Consider the following 22,308-nt stretch of genomic DNA (forward strand, 5'->3'; position numbering starts at 1 on the left):
TGCGGCACGCCCGGCATAGGTCAAGTGCAACCACAGTGCGAGGAAAGGGTCATACAGCCCTCGAGCATCCGCGATACCTCGAAGATCGAGGACCGCGTCCGCCAAATCACGGGGAGATCTTCCGATACCTCAGAGTTTGTCCGCCAGATAACGTGGATCACCCGTCAGTTTGGACCTACAGGCCCGCAGAACAGGGGGACCAGCGGGGTTTCCAGGACATCTTCGTGAACTGGCGGACATCCGCGCCCTAGTATCGCGGATGCAGTCTCTCGAGCGCACCTAGGCTGCGGATTTGGTGCCCATCGAAGACATGCGTTCGACGGCGCGGCTCACACCTGCCCGCTGAACGTCCTCAAAAAGCTGCGCATAACGCTGTGTCGTCGATGCTTGTGTCTGGCCGAGGGCTTTGCCGACCGTCATCAAGTCAGAGCCAGTTGAGATCATGAAGCTCGCCGTGGTTCGACGAAGGTCGTGGCGGCGGTGATGGCCAATATCGGCCGCCTTAAGCAGCTGGGCCCAAGGACGTTTCAGATCGCACCTGGGCTTTAATCCGTCACGACCCGGGAACAGGAACTTTGATGGCGGGCCTTCGCCTCGCATGGACTGCAAAAGCATCACCGTGGCTGGGGCCAAGTGTAGTCGATGTAGGATCTTGGTCTTCGTGTGATGCGAGGGTTTGATCCAGAGCCCGACATCCAAGTCGAACTGGACCCATTCCGCCTTCAACACCTCGCGTAGCCGTGCGCCTGTGAAAAGGAGAAGCCTCACTGCGTTGGCGGCGTGCTGATCGTGATGGAGATCGCACGCACGCAGGAGGGCCGGGACCTGCTGCTCAGATAGATAGTCCCAGCGTTGATCCTCAGGGAACCTCTCGACACCTCTGCACGGATTGTCCGTTCGCCACTCGTTTTGGATGGCGAGCGTGAACATGCGGCTCAGGACCGCTCGCAGTCGGTTGGCTTGGTAACGTCCCGCGCCCTTTCGGGCTTCATTGTGTATGGCGCGAATGTCACCCGGCTTGAGTTCGGCGATCTTGCGCACGCCAAACTTGGGTAGAGCGAAGCGGTTAAGCAGGCTCCTAGCGTCCTTGATCGTTTGTTCCTGAAGCCCTTTGTCGAGGCCGTAGACATCACAGTAGTAGGTAGCGAGATCCCGGAGGGTCGCGGCCGACCTTGCTCCTTGTCGTTCGCGGCTAGGGTTGCCTCCTTGATCAACGGCCACCCGATGCTCCCGAGCCGCCTTTCGAGCCTGCTCAACCGTCATCGAGGGGTAACGCCCAATGACCATCCGGCCTTGTTCGTTTGTGCGCGAGCGAAACTGAAATATGAAACTCTTGGTGCCCGCAGCGGTGACTCTCAGGCCAAAGCCCGGAACCTCGCTGTCCCACGTCCGAGAGCCTGGCTCAGCTCGGTCGACGAGGGTCTTGGTGAGGCGGCCGGCGGTCCTGATGGGCATGGGTAACTCCTTCGCGATCGGAGCTACGAGTCGGGGTATGTGGAAGCAAGATGGAAGCATACGGACCCGTGCACGCCCGTAGCTGGCCGCCCCCGATAGGGTTCAGGACTTCCAACCCTTTGTGTTTGCGGACTTATCCGTAGGAGCCCGTCTTCTAGCGTAGATAGGGCTCGTTATTCGTAATGCGGGGGTCAGGTGTTCGAGTCACCTAAGCGGCACCATTCTCTCCCGACCCGTCGACGACCATCGGTTGATCTGGACGACCTGTCCGGAACGTCCTAGCTAGGCCGCGGTATTCGGAGCGGTCGATGGCCCAGCGACTCAGCGCGCGTCAGGAAGAATGTCTGAGGTTGACGGCCTTCCAGACCGACAAGGAAATCGCGGCGCAGCTGGGTCTGTCCGAGGCCACGGTCAAGAAGCACGTGCACGAGGCCTGCCGCCGCCTGGGCGTCAACCGGCGCAAGGCGGGGCTCGCGCTTCTGGAACGAAACGTACCAGACCCTACGAAAGACCCCATAGCCGCGCCGGATGAGGTCGCCTTTGCTGGATCCGCACTAGCGGAGTCAGGCGATGGGTTATCAAACAAGGACGCTCCCACACTGGACGTGGGACGATCTGGAAGCGGCGCTGGACGCGTTCAGCCCGCTTGGGACGGACGACCCGCTGCGGGCCCATCTGATGCGGGGGTTGGCGGACGACGCGGAACAGGCCGGTCCGCGCGAGCTCCTTCAGCAAGTCCTGAGCGCGGGGTGGGTAATGGCGCAGGTGGGAGCCCAGAGCGCCGCCTCGGATACCGGCCGCCGCCAAGTGGCTGGGGCCTCCGCCTCATGATCATCGCGGGCCTGGTCGTGCTTTGCGCCCTCATGATGAAGGCCGTCGCCGACATGGTCCTCGCCTACGCCGCGCAAGCCCAGGCCATCAGCGACATCGTTGTCCCGGCATCCGCCCGGTCCTGAGGCTCGACAGCGCCGGGAGCGCGAAATGACGCCCTTTGTCCTGCTGTATCTCGTCGTCAGTCTGGCCGCCATGGCGATCCTCTGGCTCAAGGGCGGCCATCCGGAGCGACTGGGCGCCCTGTTCTGGCTGGTCAGCTGGATGCTGCAGTTGCCGCTCAACGACGTCCACTTTGGCGATCTGCGGTGGGGCGTTGCATTGCTGGACCTCGCCTTCTTCGGCGCCTTCCTGTGGCTGGCCCTGCGGTATGAGCGCTGGTGGCCGCTGGGGGTTTCCGCCTGCCTCCTGCTGGTGCTCGGTGTTCATCTGTCCGCTCTGCTGATCCCCGAGGTAACCCCCATGGGGGAGGCGAGCGCCCAGCTGGGCCTCGGCATGCTGGCGGTTCTGCTGCAGGCCGCCGGCGCTTTTGAGCGCTGGCTGGCGGGCGAAGCGCCGGCCAGCGCCTCGGCGGTATGGAGCCGACGACAGCGAGCGACTTGAACATATAAACATATCTTTATATGTCTGGCGGCCTTCCCGCCTCCCCGGAGTCCCGTCTTGTCCCGATCATCCTTCCTCTTCACCTCGGAAAGCGTGTCCGAAGGCCATCCCGACAAGGTCGCGGACCGCATCTCCGACACGGTCGTGGACCTGTTCCTGTCCAAGGACCCGGAAGCGCGGGTGGCGTGCGAGACCCTGACGACGACCAATCTCGTCGTCCTCGCCGGCGAGATTCGGGGCAAGGGGATCATGGACACCAGCGGCGCCTGGGCGGCGGGCGTTCAGGGCGAGATCGAAGCCGCGGTTCGCGCCGCCGTGCGCGACATCGGCTATGAGCAGTCGGGCTTCCACTGGGAAAAATTCGAATTCATCAATCGGCTGCACGGCCAGTCGGCGGACATCGCCGTCGGAGTCGACGCCGCCGGGAACAAGGACGAGGGCGCGGGCGATCAGGGCATAATGTTCGGTTACGCCTCGAACGAGACGCCGGAGCTCATGCCGGCGACTCTTCAGTACAGCCACAACATCCTGAAACGCCTCGCCGAGGTTCGCCACGGCGGCGACAAGCGGCTCGAGCCCGACGCCAAGAGTCAGGTCACGATCCAGTACGAGGACGGCGTCCCGGTGCGCGCCACCTCGATCGTGCTGTCGACCCAGCACGCCGCCGGCCTGTCCTCCGCCGACGTCGCGGACATCGTCAAACCGCATATTCTGGCGGTGCTTCCCGAAGGCTTCACCGACGAGAACACCGTCTGGCACATCAACCCGACCGGCATCTTCGAGATCGGCGGGCCGGACGGCGACGCCGGCGTGACCGGGCGCAAGATCATCGTCGACACCTACGGCGGCGCGGCCCCGCACGGCGGCGGCGCCTTCTCGGGCAAGGACCCGACCAAGGTCGACCGTTCGGCCGCCTACGCCTGCCGCTACCTCGCCAAAAACGTCGTCGCCGCCGGCCTGGCCGACCGCTGCACCATCCAGATTTCCTACGCCATCGGCGTGGCCAAGCCGCAATCCATCCACGTTGACCTGCATGGCACGGGCAAGGGCGCGATCAACGAAGCGGTGCTGGAGGCGAACATCCTGGGCCTGATCGGCGGGGCGACGCCGCGCGCGATCCGCGAGCATCTGGGCTTGAACAAGCCGATCTACGCCCGCACCTCAGCCTACGGCCATTTCGGCCGCGCGCCGGACGCCGACGGCGGCTTCAGCTGGGAGAAGACCGATCTGGTCGACCAGCTGAAAGCCCTGGCCTAGTCATCCAGTTCGGGCTCGCCGGTTTCGGGCGAGCCCTTCGGCGTTTCATCCTTGGCTTCCGCGACGTGGCGTTGCGGCGGGTCCAGAGCCGCGCCGAATCCGAACAGCATAGCCGCCATCATCTGCACGCCGCCGCCGCGACGCCTTGCGGCGGTCCGGCCGCCGGCGCCCGCCATGGCGACGGTGGCCCAGACGATCAGCCCGATCACAGCCAGACCCAGGCCCCAGCCTATGATGTCCGCCATGCCCTGCTCCTTGCGCCTGCCAAACATGGGGAGTCGGTGCGCGCTGTGAAGGACTCGCGCTGGCGGCGCGACCCCCTATAAGGCCGCCCATGTCCCCTTCCGACGATCTCGCCCACCGCCCGCTCCGCTCCTTCGGCCGCATCAAGTCGCGCGCCATCAAGCCGCGTCAGGCGGCCCTGTTCGACACCCTGCTGCCCGGTATCGCCCTGCCCGATCCGAAGGCCGGGCCGATCAATCCTGCGGCCCTGATGCCCGGGGCGGCCGCGGTCTGGCTGGAGATCGGATTCGGCGGCGGCGAGCACCTGGCCGGACAGGCGGCGCGCCATCCCGATACGCTGATGATAGGCTGCGAGCCCTTCCTGAACGGCGTCGGTTCGGCCCTGCGCCACGTCGACGAGCGCGGGCTGACCAACGTCCGGATCCACGCCGACGACGCCCGCGACGTGATGACGGCCCTGCCCGACGCCTCGCTGGACCGGGTGATGATCCTGTTTCCCGACCCGTGGCACAAGGCGCGGCACAACAAGCGCCGGCTGGTGCAGGACGAGACGGCGGCAGAGATTGCGCGGCTGCTGAAGCCCGGCGGCAGGCTGCGCTTCGTCACCGACTGGAAGGACTATGCCGACTGGGCGCTGGAGCGGTTCGAGCGCACCCCCGGTCTGGTCTGGCAGGCCGAGACCGCTGACGACTGGCGCATTGCCCCGGCCGACCATGTGGTCACCCGCTACGAGGAGAAGAAGCTGGGCGACACCCCGCCGATCTTTCTGGATTTCGTGCGCGAAGCGTAGCAGAAGGTTCGTCTGCAAAAAGGACTGACCGATGAGCCTCGCCCTCGACGCCCTCTCGACCTCCATGTTCCTGCGCGGACTGAACGTCCTGTCCGGCCTGATCGACCGGGCCGTCGAGGCGGGTCTGGACGAGGCGGTCCTGATGGAGGCCCGGCTGGCGCCGGACATGCGCCCCTTCCCCGACCAGATCCGCATGGCGGCCTTCTCGGCCCGCAGCTGCGTCGCGCGCCTGACCGACCAGCCGTGGCCGAAGACCGACGACGCCGAGACCAGCCTGGCCGAACTCAAGGCGACCGTCGCCCTGTCGATCGCCTTCGTCGAGGGCGTGGAAGCCGCGGCCTTCGCCGATGGCGAGACCCGCCGGATCGAGCTGCGCTTCCCGGGTATAGAGCTGAATTTCGAGGGAGCCGGCTATCTGACCAGCTTCGCCCTGCCGAATTTCTATTTCCACCTGTCGATGGCCTACGCGATCCTGCGGCAGGCGGGCGTCCCCTTGGGCAAGCGCGACTTCCTCGGTCAGATCGAGCTGATCTGAGACGGACCTCGGATCGTTCCGATCAGGATGTGACGACGGGGGCTGACAAAGCCTCCCGTCGGCGCTATACGGCCTCCCACATCGTTAGACCGGCGTCCAACGGCGCCGTTTGAGCGGCGGCCCTGGATGGCCCGCCGCTTTTTTATTGGACCGAGCCCCATTGAAGGCCAAGACCGTTGAAGACCGCGCTCTGCTGGAGCTGATCGAACCCGTGGCCGAGAGCCTGGGCCTCGACATCGTGCGCGTGCGTCTGATGGGCGGCACCCTGCGCCGGCGGCTGCAGATCATGGCCGAACGGCCCAGCGATCACGACATCGCCGTCGAGGAATGCGCCCGACTGAGCCGCGCCGTGTCGGAAATCTTCGACGCCGCCGACCCGATCGCGGGCGAATACCTGCTGGAAGTGTCGTCGCCGGGCGTCGACCGCCCGCTGACCCGCCTGTCGGACTTTGACCTGTTCGAGGGCTATCAGGCGCGGCTGGAAAGCGACCGCATGATCGAGGGCCGCAAGCGGTTCAAGGGCATGATCGCCGGGACCGACGGCGACAGTATCGCCATAGACCTGGAGGGCGAGGAGGACACCGCCCTGATCCCGTTTGACTGGTTGGTCGACGCCAAACTGGTGCTGACCGACGAACTGATGAAGGCGGGCGCCGAGAAGCGCGCCGCCCGTAACGACAACTCTGTTGAGACCGAGGACTAGACCATGGCTGTAGCCGGCGTTTCCGCGAACCGTCTTGAACTGCTGCAGATCGCCGATGCGGTCGCGCGCGAAAAGAACATCGACAAGGAGGTCGTCGTCGAGGCGATCGAGGAGGCGATCCAGAAGGGCGCCAAGTCGCGCTACGGCGCCCACCACGACATCCGCGCCAAGATCGACATCAAGTCGGGCGAAATGGCCCTGACGCGTCACGTCACCATCGTCGCCGACGACTGGCAGCCGGAAGACGAACTGGAAGAGTTCAATGACTCTGCCATGGTCCGCCTGACCGACGCCTCCAAGCGCGATCCGGAAGCCTTCGTCGGCAAGGAATACGTCGAGAACCTGCCGCCGTTCGAGTTCGGCCGGGTGCAGACCCAGATGGCCCGCCAGGTCGTCACCGGCAAGGTTCGCGACGCCGAGCGCGCCAACCAGTACGAAGAGTTCAAGGACCGCGTCGGCGAGATCGTCAACGGCACCGTCAAGCGCGTCGAATACGGCAATACCGTCGTCGACCTGGGCCGGGGCGAGGGCATCATGCGTCGCAACGACTCCATCCCGCGCGAGGTGTTCAACATCGGCGACCGGATTCGCACCTACATCTATGACGTCCGCGCCGAGGCCAAGGGTCCGCAGGTCATGCTGTCGCGCTCGCATCCCGGCTTCATGGCCAAGCTGTTCGCCCAGGAAGTGCCGGAAGTTTACGACGGCGTGATCGAGATCCGCGCGGCCGCCCGCGACGCCGGCTCGCGCGCCAAGATGGCCGTGCTGTCCAACGACTCCTCCATCGATCCGGTCGGCGCCTGCGTCGGCATGCGCGGCTCGCGGGTTCAGGCGGTCGTCGCCGAACTGCAGGGCGAGAAGATCGACATCATCCAGTGGAACAACGACGAGCCCACCTTCATCGTCAACGCCCTGGCCCCGGCCGAGGTCTCCAAGGTCGTGCTCGACGAAGAAGCCGACCGCGTTGAAGTCGTGGTGCCGGACGAGCAGTTGTCGCTGGCCATCGGCCGCCGCGGCCAGAACGTCCGCCTCGCCAGCCAGCTGACCGGCTGGCAGATCGACATCATCACCGAAAGCCAGGATTCCGAGCGCCGCCAGCGCGAGTTCTCGGAACGCACCACCCTGTTCCAGGAAGCCCTGGACGTCGACGAAGTCATCGCCCAGCTGCTGGTCACCGAAGGCTTCGCCACGGTGGAAGACCTGGCCTTCGTCGAACCCTATGAAATCTCCGACATCGAAGGCTTCGACGAGGACACCGCCGAGGAACTGCAGGCCCGCGCCCGCGACTTCCTCGACCGTCAGGCCGCCATCCTCGATGCGAAACGCGTCGAACTGGGTGTGCTGGACGAGGTGATGGCCGTACCGGGCGTCACCGGGGCCATCGCCGTCGCCCTGGGCGAGGGCGGCGTGAAGACGGTCGAGGATCTGGCTGATCTGGCGACCGACGAAATCCGCGGCGGCTATGAGGTCAGGAACGGCGAACGGACCAAGGTTCCGGGCGTTCTGGAGAGCTTCAACCTGGCCCAGGAAGAGGCCGAAATGCTGATCCTGCAGGCCCGGGTCGCCGCGGGCTGGATCGACGCCTCGGAACTGCCGCAACCGCCGGAGCCGGAATACGAGGAAGAACTGGCCGAGGGCGAATACGACGCCGACGCCGTCTTCGCCGACGCGCCGGAAGGCGATGAGGGCGTGGCCGCCGACGACGACGCGGAGGTTCTCGCCGAGGACCCCGAACAAACCTCCGACGCGTGATGGAAAGCCGGATCGTTCATGAGTCTGCGCGAAGCGACGATCGATAGAGAGCGACGCGACCTGGTCACCCACCAGGTCATGGACGAATCTCGCCTGATCCGCTTCGTCGCCGCTCCGGACGGTTCGGTCGCCCCCGACCTGGCGCGCAAGCTGCCGGGCCGCGGCCTGTGGGTCGCCGCCGACCGCGCCTCCATCGAGGCGGCGGTGAAGAAGAACCTGTTCTCGCGCGCGGCCAAGGCGCCGATGAAGCCGGCCACCGACCTGGCTGACACGGTCGAAAGCCTGCTGTTCCGACGCTGTCTGGACCAGCTGGGGCTTGCCCGGCGCGAGGGCGTGCTCATCTCCGGCTTCGAAAAATCCCTCGCCAATGTGCGTTCGGGCAAGACCGCCTGGATCATCGAGGCGGCGGACGGGTCCGCGGACGGCCGCGGCAAGCTGCTTTCGCTGGCGAAACACATGACGCCGCGCCCGAAAGTCTGCGGCGTCTTCACCGCGGACGATTTGAGTTTGGCCCTTGGGCTGGAAAATGCGATACACGCCGTCCTGCTTGAGGGCGGGCGGGCCGATCGCTGGACCATAGAGGTCGAACGACTGGCGGGATTTCGACCGCTTCTGCCCCCGGAGTGGGGCGTTGAGCCGGCTGAGATGCCGAACAAGGTTTTGGACGGGCGGGGTTCTGCTCCCTGATTTGGGGGCAGGGCGACGCGCGGCTTTTTGTGTTTGAACGAGACGACGGCGGATCACCCGCTGTCCCCAGTAAAGCGACCGGATGACTGACGAGAGCGACAAGACCAACGACGGCGCAACGCAGGCGCCCACCGGAACCCCGTCCACGACGGGTCCGCGGGCGCCGCTGAGCCTGAAGCCCCGGCAGGCGGGGTCAGTTTCGACCGGCACCGTTCGCCAGAGCTTCAGCCACGGCCGCACCAAGACCGTGGTGGTCGAGACCAAGCGCCGCGCCGGCGCCGTGCCGGGCCATCAACGCCCGCAGGGCTTCGACGTCGCCGCACGTCCCCGCACCGATGCGCCCGCGCCCCAGGCGCCGCGTTCGGCCGCGCCGGCCGGCCCCGCCGGCGGCCGCCTGTCGAACGAGGAACAGGAAGCCCGCCGCCGCGCCATCGAAACGGCTACCCAGGCCCAGGCCCAGCGCGCCGAGACCGCCGCCGCCGAACAGGCGCGCCGCGACCAGGCCGCGCATGAACAGGCCGCCGCCACCGCCGAGGCAGCCAACGCCGCCCAGGCTGAGGCCGCCGCCGCCCGCGCCGCCGCCGAGGCCGCCCGCGCCGAGGCCGCCAAACTGACCGCCGCCGCGCCCGCTCCCGCCCCGACCAGGCGCGCACCCGCAGCCGCTGCGCCGACGCCTGCTCCGGTGGCGCCGGTCGCCCCGGCTCCGGCTCCGGTCGAGGCCGTCGCTCCGATCCCCGCGCCCGCCGCCCAGACTCCAGTTCCAGCCCGTCCGGCCCCGCCGGCCCGTCCGGTGGTCAATTTCGGTCAACGCGTACCCAAGGCCCCCAGCCCCTCTCGCGCGCCCGCCGGGCCCGCCTTCGGCGGCCGCTCGGCCCGCGAAGAAGCCATGGGCGGCGGCGAACGCGCCTATTCCGACCGCCCCGCGCCGGCCCGTCCGTCAGGCGCCGCCGGCCGGCCGGCCGAGCCGGTCCGCTATTCGGCCCTGACCCCGCGCCCCGCACCGGGCGCCGCCCGTCCGGGTCCGCGCACCGGCCCCGGCGGCCGTCCGACCCCGAACGCGCCCCCGGCCCAGGCCGAGGTCGCCCGTCCCAGCCGTGCACCCGGCGGCGGTTTCGCCCGCCCGCTGAAGCCCGAGGACGATCGCGACAAGCGCTTCTCGGACGCAGGCAAGGCTGTCAGCCGCACCCGCGGCGAACCCAAGCGCCGCGAAGGCCGCCTGACAATTCAGTCCGTCGCCGGTGATGGCGACACCGCCGAGCGGATGCGCTCGCTGGCTTCGGTCCGCCGGGCCCGTGAACGCGAGAAGGAAAAGCGCAAGGGCGGCTCCACCGATGCGCCGAACCGTCCGCGCGAAGTCATCATTCCGGACGTCATCACCGTGCAGGAGCTGTCCAACCGGATGGCCGTGCGTGGCGTCGACATCATCAAATTCCTGATGAAGCAGGGCCTGATGATGAAGATCAACGACGTCATCGACACCGATACGGCCGAGCTGGTCGCCGACGAATTCGGCATGGCCGTGCGGCGCGTCTCGGAGTCCGACATCGAAACGGGCTTCCTGTCCGACGCGATCGACGACGAGGCGGTTACGCCACGCGCGCCGGTCGTGGCCATCATGGGCCACGTCGACCACGGCAAGACGTCTCTGCTCGACGCGCTTCGGACCACGGACGTTGCCGCGGGCGAGGCCGGCGGCATCACCCAGCACATCGGCGCCTATCAGGTGAAGATGGCCGACGGTCTGGCCGTGACCTTCCTCGACACGCCCGGCCATGCGGCCTTCAGCGCCATGCGGACGCGCGGCGCCAATGTCACCGACATTGTCATCCTGGTGGTGGCGGCGGACGACGGCGTCATGCCCCAGACGATCGAAAGCATCCAGCACGCCAAGGCGGCCGGGGCCCCGATCATCGTGGCGGTCAACAAGATCGACAAGCCGGACGCCGATCCGCAGAAGGTCGTCAACGAGCTGCTGCAGTACGAGATCATCGGCGAGGCCCTGGGTGGCGACACCCAGATCGTCGAGGTGTCGGCCAAGGCGCGCACCAATCTGGACGGCCTGCTTGAGGCCATCCTGCTACAGGCCGAGGTCATGGACCTGAAGGCCGATCCCGAACGCTCGGCGGAAGGCGTGGTCATCGAGGCCAAGCTGGACAAGGGCCGCGGCCCGGTCGCGACGGTTCTGGTCAAGCGCGGCACCCTGAAGCGGGGCGACATCGTCGTGGCCGGCTCGGCGTGGGGCAAGGTCCGCGCCCTGCTGAACGAGCGCAACGAACAACTGACCGAGGCCGGTCCGTCGGTTCCGGTCGAGATCCTCGGCCTGAACGAGGCCCCCAGCCCCGGCGAACCCCTCGCCGTGGTGGAATCCGAGGCTCGCGCCCGCGAGTTGACCGAATATCGTGATCGCATCAAGCGCGAGAAGGCCACGGGCGGCATCAACCAGGTCTCGCTGGTCGACATGATGTCCAAGCTGCAGTCCAAGAAGGTCTCGGAACTGCCGGTCATCATCAAGGCCGACGTGCAGGGGTCGGCCGAGGCCATCGTCGGCTCGCTCGACAAGATGGGCAATGATGAGGTCCGCGCGCGCACCGTCATGTCCGGCGCCGGCGGCATCACCGAAAGCGACGTCCAGCTGGCCAAGTCGGCCGGCGCCCCGATCCTCGGCTTCAACGTCCGCGCCTCGAAACAGGCCCGCGACATGGCCGAGCGCGAGGGTGTCGAGATTCGGTACTACGCGATCATCTACGACCTGCTCGATGACATTAAGGGCGTGCTCTCGGGCATGCTGGCTCCGCTTCAGCGGGAAACCTTCCTGGGCAATGCGGCGGTGCTGCAGGTGTTCGACATCTCCAAGACCGGCAAGATCGCCGGTTGCCGGGTGTCCGAAGGCGTGGTCCGCAAGGGCGCCAAGGTCCGGATCATCCGCGACGATGTCGTGGTTCTGGAACTGGGCACGCTCACCACGCTCAAACGCTTCAAGGACGAGGTCAACGAGGTCCCGTCGGGCCAGGAATGCGGCATGCATTTCCAGGGCTTCCAGGACATCAAGGCCGGCGACTACATCGAGTGCTTCACCGTCGAAGAGATCAAGCGCACGCTGGACTAGGGCGACTGATTCTCCCTCCCCCGAAGTGGGGAGGGATGTCGGCGCACAGCGTCGACAGGGTGGGGAATTGCGAAGCCGGGCGGCACCGGTTCGGGACTGGCGTACCCCACCCCGGCTCGACTTCGCCTCGCCGTCCCTCCCCACGAAGGGGAGGGAGACGCTCCGCCGCCGTTTCGCCTTATCCGTCGAGGATCAACGCATCATGCGTCCTTTCCTGATCTCCCTGCTCGCCTTCTCCGCCGTCGCCGGATCAGCCGCCGCCGAGACGCGCTATCTGGCCTATGACGCCTCGGACCGGGTCACCCAGGCCCTGACGCGCGGCATCACGCTGGAGGCCGACCGCGGCCTGTTCGGCGCCATCAGCGTGCGGCGCATTATCTCGACCTCCAACCGGGGCTCGGCCGATATCCGGCGCGGCGGTCCCGACGCTGTGCGGCAGGCCCTGCCCGCCGGTTCGCGCGAAACCTCTGTCTATACGATCACGCCGGAAGGCGGCGGCCGGGGTCTGAGCCGGGCCCTGTGCCCCGGCGCGGAAGAGGCCTGGATGGTGCTGGGCCGGGTCCGGCTGGGCCGGCCTATGACCGTGCATGCGGTCGGGCGCTGGGCGGACGGCGGCTACCGCCACTGTGTCCAGCTGTCCTACAACTGGCGCGGCGAATGGGCCATGCCGCCCGCGAGCGGTCCCGGCGATGACGCCCGCCTTCCCACTCCCTGACGCACCTGTGGCGCGATAGTCATTCCCGCCGTCACACACCCCCGCTAGGGTTGCGGCTATGACGGCCGCCGAAATTCGCAGCACCGCCCCGCGACAGACGGGCATGAAAGGCCTCGCCGGCGCGCTGGCCTTCCTGTGCCTGGTGCTGTTCCTGCTGGCTATCGAACAGAAACAGGCCGTGGCCGCCTGGCAGGCGATCCGCGACGACGCGGCGCCCGCCGCCGTGCGGGTGGCGGGCTGGGCGGGACGACTGCCCTCTGGCGAGGCGGACGGCCTGACCGGGCTAAGGGCCGTCCTCGCCGACGACGGGAACCCGATGGTCGCCGCATCGACCGACGCGGTGCTGGCCGGCGAATTCGGACCGGCTGACGACGCCGCGCGCGCGGCCTTGGGCGGCGCCGCTTTCGCCGGCGCCATGGTGCGGTTCGATACGGGCGAAAGCTTCCGGACCACCCCATTGCGGATCGCCGCCGGACGCGAGCATTTCGTCTTCGGCCAGACGTTCGCCGACCGACTGGAGGCGCCCGCCGACGCCCAGATCGAACTGCGCCGCGTCATCTCCGTTACTCGCGGCGACCCCGCCAAGTCCTCGGCCCTGTGCGGCGGCGAGACGCCGGGCCTGATCGCCCTGCTGCATCGCCGTGACCGTGTCGACCTGATGCTGTTCCGCGCCGCGGCCCGGCCGGGACCGGATGCGCCGGTCGCGGCCCTGTGCGGCGCATGGCGGCTCAAGGCTCGATGAAGCGCCGGTCGAAGGGATACGGCCTCGGGCCTCTGGTCGCCGCCGTGGCCCTCGGCGCGCTCGCCGCCCTGTGGACCTGGACCGCGCCTGGCGATCCGGCCCTGTGGCCCGCTTCCGCGACGGACGCGGGGGTTCAGGTGCATGTGCTGGACAACGGCTTCCACACCGACCTGGCCGTGCCACGCGCGGCGCTTGAGGCGCGGACAGGACCGCTGGCCGAGGCCGTGCGCGGCCTGCCGGCCGGCGACTGGGTCCTGATCGGCTGGGGCGACGCCAGATTCTATGTCGACCAGAGCCCAATCGGCGACCGCCTTCCCGACGGGGCGCGCGCCTTCTTCCGGCCCGGCAACGCCTCGGTGATTATGCTCGACCCTGCACAGGCCGATCCTAAAACTCTGGTCGCTGCGGATCGCCGCCGGTCGCTCCGCCTCTCCGCGGCGGGCTTTGAGGCAATGGCCGACCATATCGAGGCCTCGCTGGAACTCGAGGACGGTCGCGCCAGCATCGCCGCCGCCCGCGCCGACGACGACGCCCGCTTCTTCGCCAGCCACGAGCATTTCTGGATCGGACGACTTTGCAACCACTGGAGCGCGGGTGTGCTCAACGCCGCGGGCCTGCCGGCGCGACCGCTCAGGTCGATCACCTCGTCCGAGGTCATGGCCACGATCGAGCGGGCGCAATTGGACAGGACGGCCCCGCGGGACTAGACCCCGCCCCTTCGCTTTTCCAGACCGGGTCCGATCCCCGGCGGGCGACAGGAGTTCCCATGAGCAACCGCAAACCCGGGAAGCCCGCCGCCAAGGCCGGCACGGTCAGCCAGCGCCAGCTGCGGGCCTCGGAAATGATCCGCCACGCCCTGGTCGAGGTCATGCGCGAGAACGAAATCCGCGACGACGCCCTCGTCGGCGTATCCGTCACCGTCACCGAGGTGCGGCTGTCGCCCGACCTGAAACACGCCACCTGTTTCGTCGAACCGCTCGGCGCCGGCGTCGAGACCGCGCCGGTCGCCGGCCAGATCGACGAGATCGTCAAGGCGCTGAACGTCCACGCCAAATTCCTTCGCGGCGCGCTGGGGCGGCATATCGACATGCGCTTTACGCCCGACCTGCGCTTCCGCCACGACGAGAGCTTCGCCGCCGCCGAGCGGCTGAACCGGCTGCTCGACGACCCCCGCGTCCGCGCTGATGTCTATGTGTCGCCGTTCGAGGACGACGACGCGGAAGGGGAAGAGAAGTGACGGCCGTTTCTCCCGGTCCTTCCCCCCTTGCGGGGGAAGGTGGGCCGCGAAGCGGGTCGGATGGGGGGGCTGTTTCCATCGCCAGGCTGTCAAAAAATTCCTCTAACCGGACAGGGCGGCGTCTCACCCCCCATCCGTCAGGCTTCGCCTGCCACCTTCCCCCGCAAGGGGGGAAGGAGTTCGTGTAGTGGGCCGCCGCAAGAAGGGCGAGCTCGTCAACGGCTGGGTCTGTCTCGACAAGCCGTTCGGCATGGGCTCGACCGAAGCCGTCTCCAAGGTCCGCCGCCTGTTCGACGCGCAGAAGGCGGGCCACGCCGGCACCCTCGATCCGCTGGCGTCCGGCATCCTGCCCATCGCCCTCGGCGAGGCCACAAAGACGGTCGCGTTCATGATGGAGGCGGAGAAGGTCTATCGCTTCACCATCAACTGGGGCGTTTCAACGGACAGCCTCGACCGCGAGGGCGAGATCACCGCCCGTTCCGACGTCCGCCCCGATGTAGAGGCGGTGCGCGCGGCCCTGCCGACCTTCGTCGGCGAGATCGATCAGGTCCCGCCGCAGTTCTCAGCCATCAAGGTCGACGGCCAGCGCGCCTATGACCTGGCCCGCGAGGGCGCCGAGTTCGAACTGGCCAGCCGCCGGGTGATGATCCACGAGGCCGCGGTCTCCGACAGCCCCGACGCGGACCATATCGAGCTGACCATCCGCACCGGCAAGGGCGTCTATGTGCGCTCACTGGCGCGCGATCTGGCCGCCGTGCTCGGAACCGAAGGGCACGTTTCGGCCCTGCGGCGCGAGCGGGTCGGACCGTTCTCGACGGAAAACGCCGTGTCGCTGGATTTCCTGACCGATCTGGTGCATAGGGACGCCGCCTCGGAAGGCTTGCTTCCCGTTGCGACCGCCCTGGACGACATCCCGGAGCTGGCCGTGACGGAACAGGACGCCTTCTCGCTTCGTCAGGGACGACCGATCGTTCTGCTCCCCCGACAGGTCGAAACGCTCAAGGGCCGCCTTCGGGACGGCTCGAGAACCGTTTCAGCCTTCCAGGGACAGACCCTCGTCGCTCTCGGTCAGTTGCGGGCCGGCCGGCTGGAACCCGACCGCGTTTTTAACCTCTAGCCTGCCCTCAAGTAGCGCGAAGCGCGGTAGGGCAAGGAAAGGACTCCCGATGTCGATTACGGCCCAACGCAAGAACGAAGTCATCGCCGACAACGCCCGCACCGAAGGCGACACCGGCTCGGCCGAGGTCCAGGTCGCGATCCTTTCGGAACGCATCGCCAACCTCACCGACCACTTCAAGACCCACAAGAAGGACAACCACTCGCGCCGCGGACTGCTCAAGATGGTCTCGCAGCGTCGTCGCCTTCTTGACCACCTGTCGAAGGTCGATCGCGAGCGCTACACGGCGCTGATCGGCAAGCTGAACCTGCGCCGCTAGGCGCAGATCGCGGAACAGTTTCGAGGCGCGGGCCACGCCCGCGCCTCTTTCCGCATCCAGAGACCGGCGCGCCGCCGGATGTATCGGCGCATGACGCGAGGGCCATACCGGTCCTCTTCTCCCGGGCTTCCGCGATGGCGCGGCGGCCCATGGACCGAAGGACTGAACGCCCGACGCTCCACCCACTGATGGGACCCAAATTTTTGGGAGCCTGGGCGGAATCCGCCCCCAGGATACGAAAGACGAAACATGTTCGATATCAAACGCAAGACGATCGACTGGGCCGGCCGCCCGCTGACCCTGGAAACGGGCCGCATCGCCCGTCAGGCTGACGGCGCTGTTCTGGCCACCTACGGCGAGACCGTCGTCCTCGCCACCGTCGTCTACGGCCGCGCGCCCAAGCCCGGCCTGGATTTCTTCCCGCTGACCGTCAACTACCAGGAAAAGACTTTCGCCGCCGGCAAGATCCCGGGCGGCTATTTCAAGCGTGAAGGCCGTCCGACCGAGAAGGAGACCCTGGTCTCCCGTCTGATCGACCGCCCGATCCGCCCGTTGTTCGTCAAGGGCTTCAAGAACGAGACCCAGGTCGTCGTCACCGTGTTGCAGCACGACATGGAGAACGACCCGGACGTGGTCGGCCTGGTCGCCGCCTCGGCCGCCCTGACCATCTCGGGCGTGCCGTTCATGGGCCCGATCGGCGCCGCGCGCGTCGGCTATATCGACGGCGAGTTCGTGCTGAACCCGACCCTCGACCAGATGCCTGACAGCCGGCTCGACCTCGTCGTCGCCGGCACCCAGGACGCCCTGATGATGGTCGAATCCGAAGCGAAAGAGCTGTCGGAAGACATCATGCTCAACGCCCTGATGTTCGCGCATCGCGGCATGCAGCCGGTGATCGAGGCCATCATCGAAATGGCCGAGCACGCCGCCAAGGAGCCCTTCGACTTCCAGGCCGAGGATCACTCGGACGTCGTCACCGCGATCCAGAAGCTGGTCGGCGAGGACATCAAGGCCGCCTACACCCACGCCGGCAAATACGAGCGCCGCACGGGCGTCGATGTGGCCAAGAAGGCCGCCGCCGCCAAGCTGGTCAAGACCGACGACAACCCCGACGGCGTCGAGTCCGCCAAGTTCGGCGCGGCCTTCAAGGAATGTGAAGCCCACGTCCTGCGTCGCGACATCATCGACAACGGCCACCGCGTCGACGGCCGCGCCCTCGACAAGGTCCGCGACATCGTCTCGGAAGTCGGCGTCTTCCCGCGCACCCACGGCTCGGCCCTGTTCACCCGCGGTGCAACGCACGCCATCGTGGTCGCCACCCTCGGCACCGGCGAGGACGAGCAATACGTCGACGCCCTGAGCGGCACCTACAAAGAGAAGTTCCTGCTGCACTACAACTTCCCTCCCTATTCGGTCGGCGAGACCGGTCGGATGGGCGGCGCGGGCCGTCGGGAAATCGGTCACGGCAAGCTGGCCTGGCGGGCGATCCGCCCCATGCTGCCGTCGTCGGAAGACTTCCCCTACACCATCCGTCTGGTGTCGGAGATCACCGAGTCCAACGGTTCGTCCTCGATGGCCACGGTCTGTGGTTCGTCGCTGGCGCTGATGGACGCGGGCGTGCCGCTGGTTCGCCCCGTCTCGGGCATCGCCATGGGCCTGATCCTCGAGCCCTCGGGCGAGTTCGCCATCCTGTCCGACATCCTGGGTGACGAAGATCACCTCGGCGACATGGACTTCAAGGTGGCCGGCACGCGCGAAGGCATCACCTCGCTGCAGATGGACATCAAGGTCGCGGGCATCACCGAAGAGATCATGCGCAAGGCGATCGCCCAGGCTTCGGCCGGCCGCCTGCACATCCTCGACGAGATGGACAAGGCCATCGACGGCGCCCGCAGCGAGCTGGGCGAGTACGCGCCCAAGATCGAGTCGATCAAGGTTCCGACCGACAAGATCCGCGACATCATCGGCACCGGCGGCAAGATCATCCGCGAGATCGTTGAAAAGACCGGCGCCAAGATCAACATTGACGACGACGGCACGGTCAAGATCGCCGCCTCGGACCAGGAGAAGATCGACGCGGCCAAGGCCTGGATCCAGTCCATCGTGTCCGAGCCCGAGCCCGGCATGATCTATTCGGGCAAGGTCGTGAAGGTCGTCGATTTCGGCGCCTTCGTGAACTTCTTCGGCGCCAAGGACGGCCTGGTGCACGTGTCCCAGATTTCGCTGGAACGCGTCGCCAACCCGGCCGACGTCTTGAGCGAAGGCCAGGAAGTCAAAGTGAAGTTCCTCGGCATGGACGATCGCGGCAAGACCAAGCTGTCGATGAAGGTCGTCGACCAGACCACCGGCGAGGACATCACCGACAAGATCAACGCCGAACGCGCCGAACGCGGCGAGCCGGCCCTGTCGGACGACACCGGCGGCCGTCCCAAGCGTGAAGGCGGCGGTGGCGATCGCGACCGCGGCCGCAGCCGTCGTTAAGACGCGGCGTCACGTCTGAACTGAAGGAGGCCCCGGTGGAGACACCGGGGCCTTTTTTTCTTGTGAGCGCTTAGCCCGGCGGCCCGCTATGGCGATACGCGACGATGATAACGCCCACGAAGACGATGAACATCAAGGCGATGCCGGCGAGCCCAATGAGCGGCAGCACCAAGCCTGCCAGACCATCCAGAGAATCTGCCTTCATTAGCCAATTACCGCCAAAGCCAAGGCCAAGCTCCACCGCGAGCCCGCCCAAAAGAAGCGTGAAGCCTTCGATCGTAGACGGATAGAATCCGCCGCCGAAGTACCGCCTGAACCAGATTGATCGGCCTGATTTGTTCTTCATGACGTCGCCAAGACGGTGGCTCGGTTGCCCTTGTGCAACGTCGCACTGACGCCTCAGGCGCGCAACGGGTCGCCAGGTTCCATCGACATCCAACCCGCTCGACCGCTCAGACGACAGATGACCATAGGGCCCCTCGGGGTGCGGGTTTTGCGCACTTGTCATCCCGGCCGAAGCGGAGCGGAGAGCCGGGACGAACACGCGGTGCTCCATGTGGCTCCGGGAAGCGCCAGCTTACCCGGAGCACGGGTGGGTCCGAGACGGGAACGGTCAGGCCTTCGCCCGGCTCGGCCACGGCCGTCCGGGCGGTGGGCATCGTGGGCCGAGTCGTCGCGGCTCTCCGCTCCGCTTCGGCCGGGATGACAAGCGTCTGGGCGGGTAAATGCGCGACCCCGATTTCGACCTCGTTCTACCCCTACCGCGGCGCCCGCTTGGCCAGGATCCGCTGCAACGTCCGCCGGTGCATGCCCAGCCGCCGCGCCGTCTCCGAGACATTGTGGTCGCACAGCTCATAGACCCGCTGGATATGTTCCCAGCGCACCCGGTCGGCGCTCATCGGATTGTCGGGCGGCTCGGGGGCCTCGCCGGTGGCCAGCAGGGCCTTGACGACGTCGTCGGCGTCGGCGGGCTTTTGCAGGTAGTCGACCGCCCCGGCCTTGACCGCCGCGACGGCCGTGGCGATGGCGCCATAGCCGGTCAGCATGACGATACGGGCGTCCTCGCGACGGTCACGGATGGCCTCGACCACCTTCAGCCCGTTGCCGTCCTCCAGCCGCATGTCCAGCACGGCAAAGGCGGGAACCGAGGTCTTCAGCGCCTCGAAGGCCTCGGCCAGCGAGGCGGCGAGGGTGACGGTGAACCCCCGGCTCTCCAGCGCGCGGCCCAGCCGGGTGCGCAGGGCGTTGTCGTCGTCGAGCACCAGCAGGGTCTTGTCCGCAAGGGCGGCGATCCGGTCTTCAGCGTCGGGCATCGGCGTTCTCCTGCAGGCTCAAGTCGGTAACGGCGGGCCTGCGGTCAAGGTTCACGACGGGGGTGCGACATCAAGACGACACCTCCAGCGCGGGTCGGGGCCAGCGCACGGCGACCCGCGCGCCTTTCGGCGATCCCTTTACAGCCGTCTGGCCCTTGGCCGGCGTTTGCCCGCCGTCGCCGGGTCCGACAAAGACCTTGCCGCCGGTCCGCTCCAGCAGGGTGCGGGCGATGAAGAAACCCAGCCCCATGCCGCCCTGGCTGGGGGCGATGGTTTCCGGCGCGGGCTGGGACTTCGTCGCCTTCTTGCCCTTGCGGCCCGGCGTGGCGGCGGCGACCGAGGCGGCGATCTGGGCGGACAAGGCCCGTCGCGCCTTGCCCTGGGGCCGGCTGGTCACATAGGGCTCGCCCAGACGGGGCAGGATGTCGGCGGGGAAGCCGGGACCGTCGTCCACAACCTCGATCTCGATGAAGCCGGCGTCGACGATGGCCCGCACCCGCACCTTCGTCGCGGCGAAGTCGGCGGCGTTCTCGACCAGGGTCGACAGGCCGTGGATCACCTCCGGCAGGCGGCGCACGCGCGGCGCGGGTTCGCCGGAGCCGGTGCGGACGGACACCTCGAATTCCAGATCGAAACCGCGATGCGGCTCCACCACCTCTTCCAGAAGGGCCTTCAAGCCCACCTCGGCGAAGGCCGACTCGCCCTCCTCGGGCTGTTGCGACAGGCGTTTGAGGATGTCGCGGCAGCGTTCGGCCTGTTGCAGGATCAGGGCGGCGTCCTCCGCGGCCGGACCGTCCCTGGGCGAGGCGCGCAGCAGTTCCTTGGCCACGACCTGGATGGTCGCCAGCGGCGTGCCCAGCTCATGCGCCGCCGCCGCCGCCAGCCCGCCCAACGCCGCCAGCCGCTGCTCGCGCTGCAGCACGTCCTGGGTCGTGGCCAGGGCCAGTTCCAGCTTCTCGGCGTCCGCGGCCACCCGCCAGGCATAGGCCGATGTAAAGATCACCCCGGTGACCAGCGCCAGTCCGATGCCGAACTTGTAGAGGGGCGGCAGGTTCAGCTCGGTCCCCGCCTGCCACGGCAGCGGCAGGGATACGAAGAACAGGCTGACTGTCGCGGCCAGCACGAGCAGCCCCATCAGCGCCGCCTGCCGCCCCGGCAGCGAGGCTGCCGCCACCGTCACCGGCGCGACCAGCAGCAGGCAGAACGGATTCTGCAATCCGCCCGTCAGCCCCAGCAGAACCGACAACTGCAGAATGTCAAAGCCGAGGTGGGCCGCTGTCAGCCCCCCGTCGGGCAGGGAGCCGTCGGTCCGCTTCAACCGCTCCGTGGCGTTCAGGTTCATCGCCACGCTGGCGGCGATGGCGGCCAGACAGCCCCACAGCGGCAGGTCAAAATGGAAATAGAGGGTCGCGACCCCGATGGTGGCGCTCTGCCCCGCTATGGCCATCCAGCGCAGGATGACGAGGGTGCGCAGGGACAGGCCCCGGCTCCGGCGCGGCAGATTGCGCCAGCCGGGGAAGCGGCCCGGTTCGTCCGGCGCAAACTGCGACGGGGACTGCGGCGCCAGCTGCGGCTTTTGGGGCTCTTGGGACAGGCTCACGCCTCTTCTATAGACTGGACGCGCGCGGGCGTGCGCGTTTTCGAGGGGGGCCAAGATGCCGCGCCGATCCATCCTGATGTTCGCCGGCGCCTGTATCGCCATCGCCGCCCTGCTGGCCGTAATCACCATCGTGGTGGTCAACGGCCGCGGCGAGACCAACCCCGCCTCGCGCCAGATCGCCTCCACCGGTCAGCCCGACGTCGGCGGTCCGTTCCAGCTGGTCAACCAGGACGGTCAGGCCGTCGACCAGACCTTGCTGAACGGCCAATGGTCTCTGGTCTTCTTCGGCTTCACATATTGCCCCGACTATTGCCCCACCACCCTGGGCATGCTTGAGGCGACCAAGCAGGCGCTGGGCGACCGGGCGGACGATGTCCAGATCGTCTTCATCTCCGTCGATCCCGAACGCGATACGCCCCGGGCGCTGAAGGACTATCTGTCCTCGGACGGCTTCCCGGCGGGGGTCATCGGCCTGACCGGCACGCCCGCCCAGGTCCGGGCCGCCGCCGACGCCTATCGCGCTGTGTACGAAAAGGTCGGCGAGGGCGAGGCCTATACGATGAACCACTCCCTGACGATCTATCTGATGGGCCCAGACGGCCGGTTCCGCAGCGCGCTGGGCCACGATCTGGGGCCCGAGAGGTCGGCCCGGCTCATCGAACAGGCCATGGCGCGGGGGTAGTTCTCCCCCATCGGGGGAGGGGGACCGCGTAGCCGTGGAGGGGCCGCCTTGCGCACCGGCGTTTGCCGCAAGCCCCTCCACCACGCTGCGCGCGGTCCCCCTCCCCCTTTCGCTTCGCTTGGGGGAGGATTAAATCTTTT

At 67.5% G+C, this 22,308-nt stretch carries 22 protein-coding genes and 1 pseudogene; 18 read left to right on the top strand and 5 right to left on the bottom strand.

The features are described from left to right. Positions 1-279: 279 nt before the first annotated feature. A complete protein-coding gene (locus Q8K49_RS02180; protein ID WP_305303785.1) occupies positions 280-1,455 on the bottom strand; it encodes a site-specific integrase in 1,176 nt (391 codons plus the stop codon). Positions 1,456-1,763: 308 nt separating this feature from the next. On the opposite strand from Q8K49_RS02180, the pseudogene Q8K49_RS14805 reads away from it, so the two are divergent. The 4 genes and pseudogenes from Q8K49_RS14805 to metK form a co-directional block, all read left to right on the top strand. After that, positions 1,764-1,904 (top strand): annotated as a pseudogene (locus tag Q8K49_RS14805) (helix-turn-helix transcriptional regulator); the annotation flags it as partial. Positions 1,905-2,282: 378 nt separating this feature from the next. Continuing rightward, positions 2,283-2,411 carry a hypothetical protein gene (locus Q8K49_RS02185; protein WP_305303786.1) on the top strand — a complete coding sequence of 43 codons (129 nt, stop codon included), beginning with the start codon at positions 2,283-2,285 and terminating at the stop codon, positions 2,409-2,411. Between the two features lie 25 nt (positions 2,412-2,436). Beyond that, a complete protein-coding gene (locus Q8K49_RS02190; protein ID WP_305303787.1) occupies positions 2,437-2,889 on the top strand; it encodes a hypothetical protein in 453 nt (150 codons plus the stop codon). Positions 2,890-2,946: 57 nt separating this feature from the next. Further along, positions 2,947-4,146 carry a methionine adenosyltransferase gene (gene metK, locus Q8K49_RS02195; RefSeq protein ID WP_305303788.1) on the top strand — a complete coding sequence of 400 codons (1,200 nt, stop codon included), beginning with the start codon at positions 2,947-2,949 and terminating at the stop codon, positions 4,144-4,146. Here metK and Q8K49_RS02200 read toward each other — a convergent pair. Beyond that, positions 4,143-4,391, bottom strand: a complete 249-nt coding sequence (locus Q8K49_RS02200; protein ID WP_305303789.1) for a hypothetical protein — start codon at positions 4,389-4,391, stop codon at positions 4,143-4,145. The two genes, metK and Q8K49_RS02200, sit on opposite strands and share 4 nt — an antisense overlap. 89 nt (positions 4,392-4,480) lie before the next feature. On the opposite strand from Q8K49_RS02200, the gene trmB reads away from it, so the two are divergent. The 13 genes from trmB to pnp all read left to right on the top strand — a co-directional run bounded on the left by trmB (position 4,481) and on the right by pnp (position 18,573). Continuing rightward, positions 4,481-5,179, top strand: coding sequence for a tRNA (guanosine(46)-N7)-methyltransferase TrmB (gene trmB / locus Q8K49_RS02205; protein ID WP_305303790.1), 699 nt, complete (start codon positions 4,481-4,483; stop codon positions 5,177-5,179). A gap of 31 nt (positions 5,180-5,210) precedes the next feature. Continuing rightward, positions 5,211-5,714 (top strand): DUF1993 family protein, encoded by a 504-nt coding sequence (locus Q8K49_RS02210; protein ID WP_305303791.1) that lies wholly within the window; start codon positions 5,211-5,213, stop codon positions 5,712-5,714. Positions 5,715-5,874: 160 nt separating this feature from the next. Beyond that, positions 5,875-6,417 (top strand): ribosome maturation factor RimP, encoded by a 543-nt coding sequence (gene rimP, locus Q8K49_RS02215; RefSeq protein WP_305303792.1) that lies wholly within the window; start codon positions 5,875-5,877, stop codon positions 6,415-6,417. A gap of 3 nt (positions 6,418-6,420) precedes the next feature. Further along, positions 6,421-8,169, top strand: coding sequence for a transcription termination factor NusA (nusA, locus tag Q8K49_RS02220; protein ID WP_305303793.1), 1,749 nt, complete (start codon positions 6,421-6,423; stop codon positions 8,167-8,169). Positions 8,170-8,187: 18 nt separating this feature from the next. Continuing rightward, the gene (locus Q8K49_RS02225) at positions 8,188-8,856 is read left to right on the top strand and encodes an RNA-binding protein (protein ID WP_305303794.1); all 669 of its coding nucleotides are present in this window, start codon (positions 8,188-8,190) and stop codon (positions 8,854-8,856) included. Between the two features lie 82 nt (positions 8,857-8,938). Further along, positions 8,939-11,962 (top strand): translation initiation factor IF-2, encoded by a 3,024-nt coding sequence (infB, locus tag Q8K49_RS02230; RefSeq protein WP_305303795.1) that lies wholly within the window; start codon positions 8,939-8,941, stop codon positions 11,960-11,962. 202 nt (positions 11,963-12,164) lie between these two features. Then, on the top strand, positions 12,165-12,677 hold the full coding sequence (locus tag Q8K49_RS02235) for a hypothetical protein (RefSeq protein WP_305303796.1): 513 nt from the start codon (positions 12,165-12,167) through the stop codon (positions 12,675-12,677). Between the two features lie 103 nt (positions 12,678-12,780). Further along, positions 12,781-13,419 (top strand): hypothetical protein, encoded by a 639-nt coding sequence (locus Q8K49_RS02240; RefSeq protein ID WP_305303797.1) that lies wholly within the window; start codon positions 12,781-12,783, stop codon positions 13,417-13,419. Then, complete coding sequence (locus tag Q8K49_RS02245) at positions 13,398-14,126, top strand: DUF2459 domain-containing protein (RefSeq protein ID WP_305303798.1); 729 nt, start codon at positions 13,398-13,400, stop codon at positions 14,124-14,126. The genes Q8K49_RS02240 and Q8K49_RS02245 overlap by 22 nt, the downstream gene beginning before the upstream one ends. Positions 14,127-14,185: 59 nt before the next feature. Continuing rightward, on the top strand, positions 14,186-14,656 hold the full coding sequence (rbfA, locus tag Q8K49_RS02250; protein ID WP_305303799.1) for a 30S ribosome-binding factor RbfA: 471 nt from the start codon (positions 14,186-14,188) through the stop codon (positions 14,654-14,656). Between the two features lie 187 nt (positions 14,657-14,843). Further along, on the top strand, positions 14,844-15,773 hold the full coding sequence (gene truB, locus Q8K49_RS02255) for a tRNA pseudouridine(55) synthase TruB (protein ID WP_305303800.1): 930 nt from the start codon (positions 14,844-14,846) through the stop codon (positions 15,771-15,773). A 49-nt stretch (positions 15,774-15,822) separates the two neighbouring features. Beyond that, on the top strand, positions 15,823-16,092 hold the full coding sequence (gene rpsO / locus Q8K49_RS02260) for a 30S ribosomal protein S15 (protein ID WP_305303801.1): 270 nt from the start codon (positions 15,823-15,825) through the stop codon (positions 16,090-16,092). 249 nt (positions 16,093-16,341) lie between these two features. Further along, entirely contained in the window at positions 16,342-18,573 is a 2,232-nt protein-coding gene (gene pnp, locus Q8K49_RS02265) for a polyribonucleotide nucleotidyltransferase (RefSeq protein ID WP_305303802.1), read from the top strand. Between the two features lie 70 nt (positions 18,574-18,643). On the opposite strand, the gene Q8K49_RS02270 is transcribed toward pnp, so the two are convergent. The 3 genes from Q8K49_RS02270 to Q8K49_RS02280 all read right to left on the bottom strand — a co-directional run bounded on the left by Q8K49_RS02270 (position 18,644) and on the right by Q8K49_RS02280 (position 21,486). After that, entirely contained in the window at positions 18,644-18,919 is a 276-nt protein-coding gene (locus Q8K49_RS02270) for a hypothetical protein (RefSeq protein WP_305303803.1), read from the bottom strand. A 412-nt stretch (positions 18,920-19,331) separates the two neighbouring features. Beyond that, complete coding sequence (locus Q8K49_RS02275; RefSeq protein ID WP_304929680.1) at positions 19,332-19,886, bottom strand: ActR/PrrA/RegA family redox response regulator transcription factor; 555 nt, start codon at positions 19,884-19,886, stop codon at positions 19,332-19,334. A 70-nt stretch (positions 19,887-19,956) separates the two neighbouring features. Next, complete coding sequence (locus tag Q8K49_RS02280) at positions 19,957-21,486, bottom strand: ActS/PrrB/RegB family redox-sensitive histidine kinase (protein WP_305303804.1); 1,530 nt, start codon at positions 21,484-21,486, stop codon at positions 19,957-19,959. Between the two features lie 55 nt (positions 21,487-21,541). Here Q8K49_RS02280 and Q8K49_RS02285 point away from each other — a divergent pair, with 55 nt between their 5' ends. Next, on the top strand, positions 21,542-22,168 hold the full coding sequence (locus tag Q8K49_RS02285) for an SCO family protein (RefSeq protein WP_305303805.1): 627 nt from the start codon (positions 21,542-21,544) through the stop codon (positions 22,166-22,168). The last annotated feature ends 140 nt before the right edge of the window (positions 22,169-22,308 follow it).

The sequence above is a fragment of the Brevundimonas sp. genome, from assembly GCF_030682035.1.
Lineage (GTDB): Bacteria > Pseudomonadota > Alphaproteobacteria > Caulobacterales > Caulobacteraceae > Brevundimonas.